The organism is Alteromonas sp. AO-Serp (genome assembly GCF_017849675.1).
Lineage (GTDB): Bacteria > Pseudomonadota > Gammaproteobacteria > Enterobacterales > Alteromonadaceae > Alteromonas > Alteromonas macleodii.
In genome coordinates, this window is record NZ_JAFLMX010000221.1 from 21954 (window position 1) to 38194 (window position 16241).

13 protein-coding genes are annotated in these 16241 nt (G+C 43.1%); 6 read left to right on the forward strand and 7 right to left on the reverse strand.

Features of this window, described 5'->3' with window-relative positions; genetic code table 11:
- Positions 1 to 37 precede the first annotated feature (37 nt).
- The 4 genes from QVA83_RS15030 to QVA83_RS15045 all read right to left on the reverse strand — a co-directional run bounded on the left by QVA83_RS15030 (position 38) and on the right by QVA83_RS15045 (position 7124).
- Positions 38 to 394 carry a hypothetical protein gene (locus tag QVA83_RS15030; RefSeq protein WP_014976734.1) on the reverse strand — a complete coding sequence of 119 codons (357 nt, stop codon included), beginning with the start codon at positions 392 to 394 and terminating at the stop codon, positions 38 to 40.
- 153 nt (positions 395 to 547) lie between these two features.
- A complete protein-coding gene (locus QVA83_RS15035) occupies positions 548 to 2710 on the reverse strand; it encodes a prolyl oligopeptidase family serine peptidase (RefSeq protein WP_156078449.1) in 2163 nt (720 codons plus the stop codon).
- Positions 2711 to 2757: 47 nt separating this feature from the next.
- Complete coding sequence (locus tag QVA83_RS15040) at positions 2758 to 5892, reverse strand: efflux RND transporter permease subunit (protein ID WP_156078450.1); 3135 nt, start codon at positions 5890 to 5892, stop codon at positions 2758 to 2760.
- Positions 5889 to 7124: an efflux RND transporter periplasmic adaptor subunit gene (locus QVA83_RS15045; protein ID WP_039236077.1), complete on the reverse strand. Its 1236-nt coding sequence runs from the start codon at positions 7122 to 7124 to the stop codon at positions 5889 to 5891. The genes QVA83_RS15040 and QVA83_RS15045 overlap by 4 nt, the downstream gene beginning before the upstream one ends.
- Before the next feature lie 380 nt (positions 7125 to 7504).
- On the opposite strand from QVA83_RS15045, the gene QVA83_RS15050 reads away from it, so the two are divergent.
- The gene (locus tag QVA83_RS15050) at positions 7505 to 7813 is read left to right on the forward strand and encodes an isoamylase early set domain-containing protein (RefSeq protein WP_014949733.1); all 309 of its coding nucleotides are present in this window, start codon (positions 7505 to 7507) and stop codon (positions 7811 to 7813) included.
- A gap of 120 nt (positions 7814 to 7933) precedes the next feature.
- On the opposite strand, the gene QVA83_RS15055 is transcribed toward QVA83_RS15050, so the two are convergent.
- Positions 7934 to 8860, reverse strand: coding sequence for an electron transfer flavoprotein subunit alpha/FixB family protein (locus QVA83_RS15055; RefSeq protein WP_014949734.1), 927 nt, complete (start codon positions 8858 to 8860; stop codon positions 7934 to 7936).
- On the reverse strand, positions 8857 to 9609 hold the full coding sequence (locus QVA83_RS15060) for an electron transfer flavoprotein subunit beta/FixA family protein (RefSeq protein ID WP_156078451.1): 753 nt from the start codon (positions 9607 to 9609) through the stop codon (positions 8857 to 8859). The genes QVA83_RS15055 and QVA83_RS15060 overlap by 4 nt, the downstream gene beginning before the upstream one ends.
- Before the next feature lie 371 nt (positions 9610 to 9980).
- Here QVA83_RS15060 and QVA83_RS15065 point away from each other — a divergent pair, with 371 nt between their 5' ends.
- From QVA83_RS15065 to fldA, 5 genes are all read left to right on the forward strand, one after another.
- Positions 9981 to 11630, forward strand: coding sequence for an electron transfer flavoprotein-ubiquinone oxidoreductase (locus tag QVA83_RS15065; protein ID WP_014949736.1), 1650 nt, complete (start codon positions 9981 to 9983; stop codon positions 11628 to 11630).
- A 122-nt stretch (positions 11631 to 11752) separates the two neighbouring features.
- The gene (locus tag QVA83_RS15070; protein ID WP_278711955.1) at positions 11753 to 12151 is read left to right on the forward strand and encodes an H-NS histone family protein; all 399 of its coding nucleotides are present in this window, start codon (positions 11753 to 11755) and stop codon (positions 12149 to 12151) included.
- Between the two features lie 82 nt (positions 12152 to 12233).
- Positions 12234 to 13013 (forward strand): alpha/beta fold hydrolase, encoded by a 780-nt coding sequence (locus QVA83_RS15075; protein ID WP_039236069.1) that lies wholly within the window; start codon positions 12234 to 12236, stop codon positions 13011 to 13013.
- A 124-nt stretch (positions 13014 to 13137) separates the two neighbouring features.
- Positions 13138 to 13356 carry a DUF2788 domain-containing protein gene (locus QVA83_RS15080; protein ID WP_012519093.1) on the forward strand — a complete coding sequence of 73 codons (219 nt, stop codon included), beginning with the start codon at positions 13138 to 13140 and terminating at the stop codon, positions 13354 to 13356.
- Between the two features lie 26 nt (positions 13357 to 13382).
- On the forward strand, positions 13383 to 13907 hold the full coding sequence (gene fldA, locus QVA83_RS15085; RefSeq protein WP_014949739.1) for a flavodoxin FldA: 525 nt from the start codon (positions 13383 to 13385) through the stop codon (positions 13905 to 13907).
- Between the two features lie 98 nt (positions 13908 to 14005).
- Here the strand turns inward: fldA and QVA83_RS15090 are convergent, their stop codons facing one another.
- On the reverse strand, positions 14006 to 16012 hold the full coding sequence (locus tag QVA83_RS15090) for a methyl-accepting chemotaxis protein (RefSeq protein WP_156078452.1): 2007 nt from the start codon (positions 16010 to 16012) through the stop codon (positions 14006 to 14008).
- Between the last annotated feature and the right edge of the window lie 229 nt (positions 16013 to 16241).

Below are 16241 nucleotides of genomic sequence, written 5' to 3' on the forward strand. Positions count from 1 at the left end.
GGTAACGTTGAACAACGTTACCGCTTTTTTGTGCCTGTTACGCCGCCATATGAATATCAGACGTAGGCATTTGTACTAGCTGCTGTAATTTTCTGCACACTTCCACCCAGCGGGCAACTTTCTGGTAGTAGACCTGCTCAATTAACTGCCCTTTTTCATTAAACAAAAAGCTCGCTAATTTCCCCTTATTACCCGGCATATAAAAGTGATGCACGGTAAATTGATGAGACAAAGGGGCATGTGCCACCTTTTGATACATACAGAAAGGCAACCCATTTGCGCGCTCGTCGCCCCCAGTCAAGCGGCTACGGCGTTGAAACGTGTCTGATCCGAATTCTGCCATAATGCCGTGTTTTGAAATAAGCTGATCAACCGCTTTAATGCCTGTTTGCATAACTATCTCCTAAACGTTGCGCTTTTTAGCGAACCAAGATAAGACTCAAAATAAACCATACTGATATTTATACAGTATATGTTCATTTGTTTAAAATGCAAACAAAAAAGCCGCTTTTTAAAGCGGCTTCTATTTAATAGCAGTATATATGCGCTAGTTGAGAGCGGACTCCAAAAAGGCCCACTGGTCGGCATACCCTTCTATTTGCATCCACGTTGGCGTACCCGCACCGTGACCAGCTCGAGTTTCAACACGAAGTAGAATTGGGTTATCGCAGCTTTGGTCAGCCTGTAGTTGAGCTGCAAATTTATAGCTATGCCACGGCACAACTCGGTCATCGTGATCACCTGTAGTAACTAATGTAGCTGGGTAGCACGTGCCCGGCTTAGTGTTGTGAAGTGGCGAATAAGCATAAAGCGCTTCAAATTCGTCTTTGTTTTCACTTAACCCATAATCAGAGGACCATGCTCGCGCATTTGCACTAGGTGTGTGATAGCGAAGCATATCTAACACGCCGACTGCAGGTAAGGCAGCAGAGAAGAGATCCGGGCGCTGTGTTAAGGTCGCACCAACAAGCAAACCGCCATTCGACCCACCTTGAATACCCATTTTCTCAGGCGTGGTGTAGCCACTTTCAACCAAATACTCGCCCGCTGCGATAAAGTCATCAAATACGTTTTGCTTATCTAACTTAGTCCCAGCCTTGTGCCACTGTTGCCCATACTCACCACCACCACGTAAGTTAGCTATGGCCAGTACATTGCCCTGCTCTACCCATACCATGCGCGATACTGAATAGCGGGGCAGCAGTGAAATATTAAAACCACCATACCCGTACAGTAACGTTTTATTATTTCCATCTAGCTTCAAGCCTTTTTTATGCACAATAAACATGGGAACTTTTGTTCCATCTTTACTGGTGTAAAAAATTTGCTTTGTTTCGTAGTCATCATAATTAACACCGGTATCGATGGATTTAAATAATGATGACTCGCCGCTTTTTACGTCATACGCAAATACTTGGCCAGGGTTAGTGAACCCCGTAAGTTTATAGAACGTTGTATCGGCATTTTTGCTTCCGTAAAACCCGCTAACACTTCCAATATCATTAAACGCAATTTCATCTATTTTCTTGCCGTTTAAATCAAATACACTTACCTGCCCTTTTACATCTTTTAGATACTGAGCAAAAAGTTTTTCACCCAATAGTGAAACGCTCGACAAGGTATCAGATGTACTTTCAATTACGGTTTCCGTTGCTTTAACGCCATCATCGAAATCAACCTTAATAACCTTACCTGTAGGGGCATTTGCTGTAGATGTGAAAAATAACTCGTCGTCATGCTCGCCAATTAGGTCGTAACGGCCATCCCATTTGTCGAAAACCGAAACGAGCTCACTGTCATCATTTACCAGCGATTTAGCATAAACACCATTCGCCTGATATCCCTCGAACACAGAAATGAGCAGTGTTTTGCCATCTTGAACAACCGAAGGATAAGGGTTCCATGTAGGTTTATTGTCAAACGCAAAAACCTTTTTGTCTTCACTTTGCGCTGTACCTATTGCGTGAAAATAGATAGATACGGTTTGGCTATCATCATACTTACCAGCTTCATTTTGGGGGTAACGTGAATAGAAAAAGCCGCTTTCATCGGGCAACCACGCGATATTTGAAAACTTAATGCCTTTAATAATATCAGTTAAATCTGACCTATTACTGGTGTCACGAACGTGGATAGTTTTCCAGTCAGTGCCACCGTCAGAAAGCATGTAGGCTAAGAGCGAGGCTTTAGGGCTTAGTTCAGTTGACGCCATAGACACTGTGCCATCTTCACTCAATGTATTTGGGTCAATCAGAACTTCAGGCTTTCCATTAACGCCATCAGCCATGTAAAGTACATATTGGTTTTGCAAGCCGTCGTTATAAGAATAAAACAGCTTGCCGTTTACCATATAAGGCGTTGAATATTTTTCGTAGTCCCACAGCGCTGTTAGACGTTCTTTGTATCTTTCTCTAGAGGGCAATTCAGCCAGGTAAGGACGAGCAAGGGTGTTTTGAGACTCAACCCAAGCACTTACCTCTTCGCTCTTTTCTTCTTCTAGCCAGCGGTATGGGTCGCTCACTACAGTGCCATGATAGTTGTCTTGCTGAGTCACAGTTTTGGTTTCTGGATAGTCGGACACTTTTGGCATGCCGCCACTTTGTGATTCACCTTGCACTGAACTAGTAGATTCGGTATACGAGCTTGTACACGCCAAGGTTAAACCTGCTGATGCCGCTACTATGGCAGCGTATATTAGATTTTTCTTCATTTTTATTCCTTAAACGAAAAATGCCGGTTTCAACCGGCATTTTCTATTTAGCTTTCTGTCGTAACTTGCGTATGTTTTCGACCTTTAAACACGCTTTTAAGGTCATTTAAAATAAGGTACAGCGCTGGGACAAGCAGCAAGGTGATCACCGTGGCGAACAAAATACCGAAGGCCAATGAAATAGCCATTGGGATCACAACTTGAGCCTGTAAACTGCGCTCAAAAACAATTGGCATAAGCCCCATAAACGTTGTTAGTGAGGTGAGGATAATTGCTCTGAAACGCTGAGTACCTGCGCTAATAGCAGCATCCATTAGCGACATGCCTTCTTTGCGCGCACGGTTAACGAAATCCACCATGATCAAGCTGTCGTTAACTACAACCCCAGACAACGCAATTATACCGCAGATAGAAAGTACGCTTACCGCCATACCTAATACCAAGTGCCCCACAATGGCGCCTACGATACCAAAAGGTATAACCGACATAATGATGAAAGGCTGGCTGTACGATTTAAGTGGAATAGCAAGCAAGGTATAAATGGCAAAGAGTGCAAATAGAAGCCCCTGCATTAGGCTGATCATAGCGTCAGCCTGCTCTTTCGAGTTACCTTGAAGCTGGAAGTCCACCTTGGGATACCGCGCTAATAGATCCGGCATCAGATTTTCAATCACATCATTGGTTACTTCTGACGGGTCAAGCAACGCTTTATCCACTGCACCAGTTACGGTTACCGAGCGTTTACCATCGACACGAATAATTGAATCAAAGCCCTGACCAACTGTAAATGTCGCCACCTGCTCAAACGGAATTTCTTCCCCATTTGGCGCGCGGATACGCATGTTTTCAAGATGCTCTATAGAGCTACGTTCCGTTTTCGGATAACGCACCATCACTTTGATTTCTTCATCGTCACGCTGGATACGCTGTACTTCCGCACCATAGAAACCAAAGCGAACCTGCTGACCTAAATCACGCAAAGAAATACCTAACGCATCAGCCTGAGGTTTCAGCGCGAGTTGAATTTCTTCGCTTCCGCCTGAGAAGGTGTCGTTAATGTCGGTAACACCTTCGTATTTATCCAACGCTTCTTTAAGTTCATCACTTATCGAACGAAGGGCCTTAATATCGCTTGAGCTAAATTCAAAGCTCAGGTCTGAACCACCACCTGGGCCACCCGGAGAACTAATATTAAACGACTTAACACCTGGGATTTCTGGTAACTCTTGACGCCACATGTCTTGAATTTCAAAGTCTGTCAGCGTACGCGTTTCACCTTTGGTAAGCTCTGCGAAAATCTCTCCCCCAAGGTTGCCATTATCAAAGGCAATGGCGTGCTTTATAACGTTTTCACCCGACTCTTCAGCTACTTTGTCGTCCATGCGGTGCATGGCCTCGCGAAGCGTAGTCAGTACATTATCACGCTGTTCAAGCGATGAGCCTGGCTCAAGCTCGAAACTTGCAATCATAAAATCGCTAGGAATATTCGGGAAAAATACAAAACGTACAATACCACCACCGAACAGGCCTACTGTGAGGATCAGCATAGCCATAAACACAGCAACCGTGGTGTAGCGATTTCGTACAGCTGTAGCCAAAAATGGCGCGTATTTATTGTTTATAAACGTCTTAATACCTTCGCTGAAGAAATCTCGGAACTTTTGAAATCTATTCGCCTTTTCAGGATCGTAAGGCTTAAGCTTCATGTGTACCAAGTGAGCCGGCAATATTAGTTTGGACTCAATGAGCGAGAAAATAAGGCATACGATAACCACCATACCGATGGTTTTCCAAATAATTCCAAACGGCCCAGATACCATCAGCATGGGAGAGAATGCGGCAATGGTTGTCAACACGCCAAATGTTGCTGGCATAGCGACCTTTTTGACGCCCGCTATCACGTTTTCAGCGCTATGGCCTTTTTTGTCTATTTCAGAATACGCCGATTCCCCCATGATAATGGCGTCGTCAACCACAATACCCAGCACAAGAATAAACGCGAACAGGCTAAGCATGTTGATAGACACACCAACCATATCTAGCGGCATAACTAACAAGGTGCCAAGAAAACAAACCGGCAAGCCCACAATGACCCAAAACGCGAGCTTAATTTTTAAAAACAAAGAAAGTACCAAGAAAACCAGAAGCGCGCCGAAGAACATGTTTTCCAGCATCATGTTGAGTCGGTCAGCTAAGTAGAACGAACTGTCGCCCCACGTATCAGCTGTAATATGCGCCGGAAATTCCGATTTCTGACTCTCAATATAGGTATTAACTTGCTCAGAGATTTCTAATGCGTTTTGATCACCTACCGCACGCACTCGCAAACTAACAGCGGGTTTATCGTCGAATAGCGCATATTGGTTATTTTCAATAAAACCATCGTTGATATACGCCACATCACCTAATGTCACGCGCGTGCCGTTACCGTTTGTTACTAATACAATCTGCGAGAAATCCCAACCAGTATAGGCTTGCCCTTTCGTTCTAAGCAGAATATCGCCATTTTCAGTGCGAATTGAGCCGCCGGGTAAGTCGACGCTGGTTTGACTTAAACGAGCAACGACATCGGCGAATGTAAGGTTGTATTTTTGCAAATCAACTTCCGAAAGCTCAACGGAAATCTCATAGTCCCTTGCCCCAACAACTTGAACACTTGAAATACCAGGTAGGTTAGCAATGTCGTCGCGCAAATCTTTGGCAAACTCTTTTAACTCCCGTTCAGACGCGTCACCGTAAACCGAGAGCCAAATTACGTCTTGTTGTATTTTTTGACGGTAAATAACGGGCTTTTCAGTATCTGCGGGGAAGCTCGGAATAGCGTCAACTTGTACTTTAACTTCATCAAGTAAAGATTGAACATCATAGTCTTCTTCCACCTGAATACTTACCGTACCCATACCTTCAACTGCTGTGGAATTAAGCTGCTTAATACCCTCTAGGTCTTTAATTGACTCTTCAATTTTAAGCAGTACGCCCTCTTCTACTTCCTGAGGTGCGGCCCCTAAATACGGTACGCGAACGTTAATAACGTCTATCTCGAAATTGGGAAATACTTGCTTCTGAATACTGAAGGCACCAAATAATCCGCCAACTACAAGCAACCACATCAGAAGGTTTGCAGCTACGCTGTTACGCGCGAACCAGGCAATAAGCCCTTTATTGGTATCAATACGGCTCATTCGCTTTCACCTTCGGTGGACGTGCTCTCTACTTTATCGTTATCTTCGCTAGCATCCGATTCAGCGGCATCAGATAGCACTGGCTCATCACCTGGTAGACGAACCTTCATGCCATTATACGGGTTTGGTACGGCACTTCTCACTACCAGGCTTCCATGCTCAATGCCAGAACGAATAAACACTTCTTTAGCGGTTGTACGCGCAACCTCAACAGGCTTTATTTCAATCTCACGATTATCGTTAACAGTCAGTACGGTATTGTCTAAACGTAAAATGCTACGAGGCAACACCACCAATTCTTCATTCTGACGAGATGTGATTTCTGCTTCTACAAACTGACCAAAACGAAGGGGGGCATTGTGTGAAGATTTCAGATTGTAAGGATCTTGTACTTCCACAATGGCATATACTACTCGGCTGCCTGTATCTAAAATACCTTCTGAACGCACCAGTTTACCTTCCCAAGTACGTTTCACACCGCCCACAGAGGCCGTTAACGAAACCGGAGCGCCGTCATTGGACTGTCCGGCAATATTGATAAACATTAAATCGCTGTCAGTAATAGGCAGCCTGACTTCTGCAGTATCGGTGGAGTACACTGTACCAAGTACTGCGCCCATTGATACAAACTGACCCAGGTCAATATTACGTTCAACCACAATGCCATTATAAGGGGCTGTAATTTGCGTTCTTGCTAAGTTGCGTTTTGCACGCTCTAGTTTGGCTTCTGCAGCTTTAACGTTTGCTTGTTCTTTTGCCAGTTGCGGCTTACGTAAACCCAACTCAGGCGGTGCAACGCTACTCACCGATCGCCATTCTTGCTCTGCTACTTTGCCGCGAGCTATTTCTTCTTGAAGCGCTGCTTGCGCTTGAGCTAATTCAGCCTCTGCAAGCTTAAGATCCGTGCGATAATCATCTTGTTCAAGTGTTGCCAGCACATCCCCTTTTTTGAATGTACCGCCAGCTATGAATACATCAGACAAACTCACTACTTGGCCACTGACCTGCGCACTTAACGCAGTTTTATTTCGTGGAACAACGTTACCCTGAGATTTTACGATAAAGCTCACGGCCTCTGCTGTTGCTTCTTTCGCTTCAACCAAAAAAGCTGGAATTTCCACGGGTACTTGCTCTGGTGGCTTACGTGATTTGATCATGACTGTCGCGGCGATAAACGCGACCAAAACTATGATTAGTGGAATGCCACTTTTCATCAAGATGGAGTTTTTCATTTACTATCCCTAGGAACGAAGGAAATCCACGCGAGTGAAACGGACGCAACGATGTATTGCACTTTCACATACCACCTGATAACCCACGAAAATCTATTATTATTGTTTCAACACTAGTGTACTGATTTGTGGTTATTGTGCCCACTTAAGATTGTTAAATTTTGTGTCTGTTAATTGTTTTTAAAATACACATAAAAATCAGCCGCCCTAATATAAAAAATTATCAAAAGAATACAAAGTAAGATTGATAATTATCAGATTTTCGTTGATTATTTAATCACTCATTGGTTATGAGTTAACCGGCGGTTGTTATTTGAGCTTAGTCTTTAATGCGAAGTAGCCTCGGGAATGATTTCGCTACGTTGAAGGGAAAACACATTATGAGTCTTAAGAAACAATACCTTAAATCAAAACCTCTGTGCAAAGTGACATTTCGACTAAATGCGGAAGCGGCGCAAGACGCCAAAGAAGCAGCGTTGTGTGGTGACTTTACTGACTGGAAATCACAGCCACTAACGATGAAGAAACTGAAAAGTGGAGACTTCACATTAACGGTTGATTTAGAGAAGGATCACGAGTACCAGTTTCGCTATCTCATCGATGGTGAAAAATGGGAAAACGATTGGGAAGCAGATGCTTATATTCCCTCACCTGTGAGCATAGAAGACAACTCAGTGGTGCGCGTTTAAATTATTGTTCCATTAAAAAACATACCCGTAACTACTCTAGTTATTTTATAACGATTCCCTACAAAAAAGGCTGCGTATACGCAGCCTTTTGTCTTTTTTTGCTAAACCTTAAAATTCGATTTACAACGAATTTTCCAGCTCTGGAAGTACATCAAATAAGTCACCTACTAACCCGTAGTCAGCAACCTGGAAGATTGGCGCTTCTTCATCTTTGTTGATAGCAACAATGACTTTAGAATCTTTCATACCTGCAAGGTGCTGAATAGCGCCCGAGATACCTACAGCAATATATAGCTGAGGCGCAACAATTTTACCTGTTTGACCTACCTGCATATCATTCGGAACGAACCCAGCATCTACTGCGGCGCGTGATGCACCAATAGCAGCACCTAGCTTGTCAGCAATGCCCTCAAGAAGCTTGAAGTTGTCGCCGTTCTGCATACCGCGACCACCCGAAATTACCACTTCTGCTGCAGTGAGCTCAGGGCGTTCAGATTCAGTTAATTCTGCCGATACAAAGTCAGACTTCTCGCTACCTTTAACAACGTCTAAAGACGTAACTTCTGCGCTGCCGCCTGTTGTTGCAGCATCAAATGATGCAGCTCGTACAGTAATCACCTTTTTCGCGTCAGATGATTGTACGGTAGCAATAGCATTACCTGCGTAAATTGGGCGTACAAACGTGTCTTCACTCTCTACACCAATGATGTCAGAGATTTGCGCTACGTCTAATAAAGCCGCTACGCGAGGCATGAAGTTCTTACCTGTAGTGGTTGCAGCAGCAACAATGTGGTTGTAGTCAGCAGCAAGTTCTACAACTAGATCAGCCGTATTCTCAGCAAGCTGATGTTTGTAAGCAGCATTGTCAGCAACAAGTACTTTTGCAACACCGTCAATTTGCGCCGCAGCTTCAGCTACTGCTTGGCAACCTTCACCTGCGACTAGCACGTGAATATCGCCACCCATTTTCTGCGCGGCATTCACAAGCTTATGCGTTTCAGTCTTTAAGCTTGCATTATCGTGTTCTGCATATACGAGTACGCTCATGAGATCACCTTTGCTTCATTTTTTAACTTGTCTACCAACTCAGCAACATCTGCCACTTTAATGCCACCCTCGCGCTGAGGCGGAGGCGTCACTTTTAGCACCTTAACGTTTGAGTCAAGTGAAACACCAAAATCCGCAGCCGCTTTAACGTCTAACGGTTTGCGCTTTGCTTTCATGATATTAGGAAGCGATGCATAACGCGGCTCATTCAAGCGAAGATCTGTGGTTACTACCGCTGGAAGCGAAAGTGCAACAGTTTGAAGACCGCCATCAATTTCACGGGTTACATTTACTTTTTCGCCGTCAACAACGACTTCTGACGCAAAAGTTCCCTGCGGCATACCAGTAAGTGCAGCAAGCATCTGTCCTGTTTGGTTATTGTCAGAGTCGATACTCTGCTTACCAAGAATAACAAGCTGTGGTTGCTCTTCTTCAACTACTTTAGATAACAGCTTCGCCACTTGAAGTGAATCAAGATTTTGGTCGGTATTGATTTGAATACCACGGTCAGCACCTAGGGCTAGTGCTGTACGTATTTGTTCTTGGCAGCTCTTATCACCAATTGAAACAACAACGATTTCAGTGGCCACACCTTTTTCTTTTAATCGAACGGCTTCTTCAACAGCAATTTCGCAAAAAGGGTTAATGGCCATTTTTGCGTTGGTAAGATCTACGCCAGACTCATCGGCCTTCACTCTTACCTTAACGTTGTAGTCGATCGCGCGTTTGACCGGTACGAGTATTTTCATATTTACCTCAATTGTTGAGTTCGTCGGTGTCTATTACGTTTCATTAATAATTAACTATTAATAATTAAAAACGTATTACTTCACCACGCTTTTTGAAACTTTAACAATGTGCTCTACGTTAAAAAAGAATCCGTGGAACGTACGTTTTTTAAAGGCTAGCCTTAAAACGCCGTTAACACCACGTTTACGAGCAGTTATAATACACTGCCAGTTAACGTTAACGTAAACTGCTTTGCAATGTACTTACTGTTGACGTAAACGTCAACCTGCATTACCTTGCAAAACGACAATTAATTTACATGTTTTTGACACAAAGCATTATTTGTTTCATCAATAGTGCATTATAAAAATACAAACATAAGGAGCCTCCCGTGGAACGAGAATCGATGGAGTTTGACGTAGTCATCGTCGGTGCCGGCCCAGCTGGATTATCAACGGCTTGTAAGCTTATGCAGCTTGCAAATGAAAAAGACCAAGAGCTAATGGTTTGTGTGGTCGAAAAAGGCTCCGAGGTAGGTGCACACATTCTTTCTGGTGCCGTGTTTGAGCCGCGTTCACTAAACGAACTTTTCCCTGATTGGAAAGAAAAAGGTGCACCTCTCAATACACCAGTAACTGAAGACCACATTTACCTACTTAATGATGAGACTTCAGCGAAAAAGTTACCTAACGCTATTACTCCGAAAACCATGCACAACGATGGCAACTATATTGTGTCTATGGGTAATGTGTGTCGCTGGTTGGCAGATCAAGCTGAACAACTAGGTGTTGAAGTATTCCCTGGCTTTGCGGCCTCTGAAGTTATTTACAATGAAGATGGCAGTGTTGGCGGTGTACTTACCGGCGACATGGGCGTGGGTGAAAACGGCGAACCTAAAGACGGCTACATGCCAGGTATGGAACTACGCGCTAAATACACAGTGTTTGCAGAAGGCTGTCGCGGTCACTTAGGAAAAGACCTCATTTCGCACTTTAAGCTGGACGAAGACAGTTCACCGCAACATTATGCTATTGGCTTTAAAGAGATTTGGGATATAGACCCATCCAAGCACCAGCCAGGGCTTGTGGTTCACAGTGCAGGCTGGCCACTTGACGATGCAACAGGCGGTAGCTATTTATACCACGCTGAAGATAACCAAGTGTTCGTTGGCCTAATCGTAGACCTAAACTACGACAATCCATACCTAAGCCCGTTTGATGAATTTCAACGTTTAAAGCACCACCCCGTATTTAAACAGTACCTTGAAGGCGGTAAACGTGTCTCTTATGGCGCAAGAGCTATCGCTAAAGGTGGGTTTAACTCGTTGCCTAAAATGACCTTCCCAGGTGGTTTACTCGTCGGCTGTGAAGCCGGAACGCTAAACTTTGCCAAAATTAAAGGTAATCACACGGCCATGAAGTCGGGCATGCTTGCAGCAGAGAGTATTTTTGAAGCCATTTCAGAAAATGCTGAGGCACCAGTAAAAGAGTTAACAAGCTTTACAGAGAAATTTAAATCATCGTGGCTATACGACGAATTGTTCCGCTCTCGTAACTTTGGCCCCGCTATCCACAAACTCGGAAATTTCTGGGGTGGCGCATTTAACACGCTAGAGCAAAATATCTTTAATGGTAATTTGTTTTTCACCATGAAAGACGAACATAAAGACTACGCACAGCTTAAAGAAGCGAAAGATGCAAAAGAGATTTCATATCCTAAGCCAGATGGCGTGTTAAGCTTTGATAAACTGTCTTCTGTATTTTTATCTAATACAAATCACGAAGAAGACCAGCCTTGCCACTTAAAATTAAAAGATCCGTCTATTCCTTTGCAGGTTAATTTACCTAAATTTGCAGAGCCAGCACAGCGCTACTGCCCTGCTGGTGTATATGAAGTAATTGAAGAGGAAGGTGAAAAACGGTTCCAAATTAATGCACAAAACTGTGTTCACTGTAAAACCTGCGACATAAAAGACCCAAGTCAAAATATTAAATGGGTAGTTCCGGAAGGTGCCGGCGGACCAAATTACCCGAACATGTAATTTAAAGTATTAATATGCTATTTAACGGATATTTTTAAAAAGCGAGCTTGGCTCGCTTTTTTTTTGTGCTACTTTTATTTATTATCCAATAGAAATTAAGTACAACGTATTAAGGTTAATTAATGAGCGATTTTTTAGATATTTTAACCCATGGAAGACGTTTACAAGGTGCTGTTAAGGAATTAAGCATTGAAGAACTTGAACAAATTCAAGAAAAACTTAGCGGTATAATTGAGAAAAGAAAAGAAAAATTAGTAGAACAAGAAAAGCTTGAGAAAGAAAAATTAGAGAAGCTCGCTGCTATTAAAAAGCAAATGGAAGAAGCGGGTTTAAATGTTGAAGATCTACAGGCATTAAATGTAGAAACAAACAAAAAGGTTGGCAAAAAACGTCCGGTTAAATTCAAGCTTGTTGATAGCAAGGGTGAAGAACACCTTTGGACAGGTATAGGACGCATGCCTCGCGTTTATAAAGAAGCGCTAGATAGCGGTAAGTCACTCGACGATTACGCCATTAATTAATTGAAATTGTGAATTAAACAAGGCCTGTTTTTACAGGCCTTATTTTGTTTGAACAGCATGTTCAGAAACGGATAAGTATATTGTGAAGTTGAACTACAAACTTTCGGAGTGCGCTTCTACCTCTCCCTGGCTGATTCTCATTCATGGACTATTTGGAAATGCCGATAATTTAGCCGGCATTAAGCGCCACTTTGAGTCTAATTACAACGTGATCAGCATTGATCTACCTGACCACGGTGAATCCCCATGGACATCTTCATTTTCTGTCGACGATGCTGCAAATGGGGTGTTCGAGATTATGCAATCGCTTAATATTGGAGAAAGCGCGGTTTTAGGCCACTCATTAGGCGGCAAAGTAGCCATGAGATTAGCCTTAAACCACGGCGACGTTGTTTCTCACCTCATTGTCGCCGATATTGCACCAGTATCTTACGACCATAGCCACCAAACCGTATTTGATGGACTCAAGGCCGTTCCCTTAGATGCAATTCAAAGTAGAAAAGATGCTGAAAAAGAAATGGCTAAACATGTGAAAGAGCCAGGCGTTCGACAATTCTTATTGAAGAGCCTATATCAAGATGAAAATGGCGATTGGAAATGGCGTTTTAATGTCGATGGATTAATTGCAAGTTATTCACACATTATTGATTGGGAACAAACAAATCAAACATTTGATGGCGTAACCTTATTCATCAAGGGCAGTGAGTCTGATTATATTACGCCAGCCTATCGCGATGAAATAACGCGTTATTTTCCCAAGGCTAAAGCACATGTAATAGAAGGTACTGGCCACTGGTTACATGCAGAAAAGCCAGCGGTCTTTAACGCCGTTGTAGAAAGAACGCTCAATAAATCGTCTTAAAGAAGGGTTTTCATCATCATTTAAGATGAGAATGACTATTATTACCTATTTTTGAACGTTTTAGGCTCTTACAGGCGTATATACTGTGATATAGTTGCGCCAGATTTTTTTAAGTAACAACACTATGCTTGCAGAAAATTACGAACTCATTGAGTCCATCATGTTGTATGGCGGCTTATCTATCCTTTTTGGATTGATGGGTTTTGCTGTACACGATGTACTGCGTAAGAACGATGTGCCACTTATTGGACGAGTGGTAACGTACGGTGTGCTAGGTTTAGGCGCATTAGGGTTTCTTGCGAAGGGCATTATTGAATGGTTTTGGCTAAGCACAGGCGTTTAATTAGTAACGATTAATAGAGGTTAGATATGGCAAGCGTTGGCCTATTTTTCGGAAGTGACACGGGTAATACCGAACATGTTGCGAAAATGATCCAGAAGGAATTGGGTAAACAGCTAATTGATGTTAAAGACATTGCCAAGAGCAGTAAAGAAGACATCGCTGAATTTGATTTGCTTATCTTTGGTATCCCTACGTGGTACTACGGTGAAGCGCAATGCGATTGGGATGATTTCTTTCCTGAACTAGAGCAAATTGACTTCAACGACAAGCTAGTTGCTATTTTTGGTTGTGGAGACCAGGAAGACTATGCAGAGTACTTCCTAGACGCGATGGGCATGGTACGTGACATCGTTGAAGCCAAAGGTGCGATTTTAGTAGGTCAATGGTCAACTGAAGGCTACGACTTTGAAGCGTCTAAAGGCATGGCTGACGACAATCACTTTGTTGGCTTGGGAATCGACGAAGACCGTCAACCAGAACTAACTGACTCGCGCGTTAAAGCGTGGTGCAAGCAAATTCACGATGAACTTTGCTTGGCCGAACTTGCTTAAGCACAACTGCGAAGAAGAATACAAAAAACCGCTCTGATGAGCGGTTTTTTTTGATAATTAATCAGCTGCGCCTGCTGTCAGTTACGCTAATTCAGCGATTACAGGTGAAACCGCTCTACTGCTTTTCTCAAGCTCTCAGTTTGCGCATCCAACAACATTGTCGACTCGTTCGACTGGCGCGTGCTTTGCGCACTGGAGTCGGCTAGAGCAACTATGCGGTTCAAACTTTTCGCAACATCACCAAGTAAAACATCTTGTTGTTCGGTATCAGCCACAATGTGTTCGTTAATATCGCTTAACCGCTCAATGATTTCTCTAATACTCTCTACTTGTTGAGATACTTGCTGGGTAATTTCCACCCCTTCTTGCGCTTGTTCGCGCCCTGCATTAATTGCTTTTACTGCCTGCGCAGCATCTTTTTGTAAGTTCCCAATCATCTGCTCAATTTCTTCCGTAGAGTCATGGGTGCGGTTGGCTAGCGTTCGCACTTCATCCGCAACAACCGCAAAGCCTCTACCTTGTTCACCAGCTCTTGCAGCTTCAATGGCTGCATTCAATGCTAACAAGTTGGTTTGCTCTGCAATCGTTTTAATCACGTCTAAGATACTGCCAATATTGCGAGAGTTGTCGTCCAAACGATTAATGATCTGCGCCGAAGATTCCGCCTGTTTGGCTTGATTACCCACCTGCTGACTGCTTTTTTGTACCAATTGACCAATGTCTGTACTTTGCTTTGTTATATCGCGTAGGGCGTCCATTGCTTCATTAATTTGGGCGAGGTTGCTGCGGCTTTTTTCCTGTACATGTTTTGTATTCGTAGACGTTACCGTTACTTGCTCACGTTGCTTGTCTACCTCAGATAAGCTCTTATTACCCAGCTCTACGCTTTCTTTTGTAATGTCTATAAGGCGTTTTTCTTGCTCTAATATATTGCCCACTAGCTCTCGTAAACTATCGGTTAGGCTGTTCACTTTTGCGGAAAGGGCAGAAAACTCGTCATTACCCTCTTGAGGCAATTTGGTGCTTAAATCCCCTTTACTTAGCTGACTTAAGCCTTTATTGATACGGCCAAGGGGCTTGGAAATACTACGGGTTACAATAACCGCTAAAAATATTGCAGCAACCAAGCCCAGTGCCGCGACAATGATATTGCGCACAAGGTTGGCCTGAACAGATTCAAGAATAGCGTTCTGCCCTTCAAGAGATTGCTTCTGGACAGCGTCAAACAAAGTATTAATGTCGGCAAGTGCGGTTTCTAACGCTTCTTTTGCTTCCTTCTGAGCTTTCGCCGCTTTGTCTACTTCAGAAAGTTTTTGTCGCTGCAAAGCAATTAATCCATTTGTGCCGTTTACCGCTTCCATCAGTAAATCATATTGTTCGTTAAAAGAAGCTATCGTACCGCCATCATCAACCCCTGTGGCCAAACGATTTACATAGTCTTTATCTACCTGCAAATTACTCAATTGGTATTCTAAATCTTCAATAATACTCGCACTTTGCGTAGCGTTATCGGTTTCAGCCAGTTCAATGAATGAATCATTCATTGTGAGCAATTTATTATCTATTGCAGTACCCGCACCAATTAGCGTTTCAATACTGGGGTTATTTCCCTCTAAATAGGAAAGATCTAGCATTAACGCACTAGCCTCATCGGCCGTCATTAAGACTTTTTCAAGCTGTGCAGCAAGAGCCTTCTCGATATTCATTCGCTCGTTGATAGCGGTATACATGTCGTTACTACTATTAACGTAGGCTAGACTAACGTCGACAGCGTTACTGGCTACCGCGTTATTTGGCATAAGTGAGTTTAAACGAGACAAGTCGTCAGAGAATGCGGAAGATAAAGTATCAAACGTCTCTTTGTTTGCGACCAGCTCTTCTCTATTTTCGACATGATACCCGTTGGCAGTAATCACTGATAAAGAGAGGATCTCAGTCTTTACTTTTACCATGCTGGTCTGAACTGGCATCTTTTGCTCTACAACGTCTTGTGCAGAATCTTTTATTCCGCTAAGACCAAAATAGGAAAGAATACTGGTAAGTAATAATAAGCAGCCGAATAAGCCAAAGCCTAACGTGATTTTATTTATAATTGTTAACTGCATGGGCACTTCCACCAAAAAAACATGCCAAAAAATAAAAAGGGTTGTATTGCCTTTTTAAGTTTAGTTTAACAGGATGTTAATTCAATGCATCAAAAGTTTTATTTATTTTGCACATTTGTTAGCTAAATCTTGCACTTACAATCTGGTCAGGCCAGATGCCATGCGGGCTGTACCGAAGTAACAATTTTTATCGCACCAGGGCAATGGATAAATTTTCAGCGAGAAAACA

What these genes read in the sequence shown, in the direction of transcription:
- QVA83_RS15030 (WP_014976734.1), bottom strand. Translation starts at nt 394, where the DNA reads ATGCAAACAGGCATTAAAGCGGTTGATCAGCTTATTTCAAAACACGGC.
- QVA83_RS15035 (WP_156078449.1), bottom strand. Translation starts at nt 2,710, where the DNA reads ATGAAGAAAAATCTAATATACGCTGCCATAGTAGCGGCATCAGCAGGT.
- QVA83_RS15040 (WP_156078450.1), bottom strand. Translation starts at nt 5,892, where the DNA reads ATGAGCCGTATTGATACCAATAAAGGGCTTATTGCCTGGTTCGCGCGT.
- QVA83_RS15045 (WP_039236077.1), bottom strand. Translation starts at nt 7,124, where the DNA reads ATGAAAAACTCCATCTTGATGAAAAGTGGCATTCCACTAATCATAGTT.
- QVA83_RS15050 (WP_014949733.1), top strand. Translation starts at nt 7,505, where the DNA reads ATGAGTCTTAAGAAACAATACCTTAAATCAAAACCTCTGTGCAAAGTG.
- QVA83_RS15055 (WP_014949734.1), bottom strand. Translation starts at nt 8,860, where the DNA reads ATGAGCGTACTCGTATATGCAGAACACGATAATGCAAGCTTAAAGACT.
- QVA83_RS15060 (WP_156078451.1), bottom strand. Translation starts at nt 9,609, where the DNA reads ATGAAAATACTCGTACCGGTCAAACGCGCGATCGACTACAACGTTAAG.
- QVA83_RS15070 (WP_278711955.1), top strand. Translation starts at nt 11,753, where the DNA reads ATGAGCGATTTTTTAGATATTTTAACCCATGGAAGACGTTTACAAGGT.
- QVA83_RS15080 (WP_012519093.1), top strand. Translation starts at nt 13,138, where the DNA reads ATGCTTGCAGAAAATTACGAACTCATTGAGTCCATCATGTTGTATGGC.
- fldA (WP_014949739.1), top strand. Translation starts at nt 13,383, where the DNA reads ATGGCAAGCGTTGGCCTATTTTTCGGAAGTGACACGGGTAATACCGAA.
- QVA83_RS15090 (WP_156078452.1), bottom strand. Translation starts at nt 16,012, where the DNA reads ATGCAGTTAACAATTATAAATAAAATCACGTTAGGCTTTGGCTTATTC.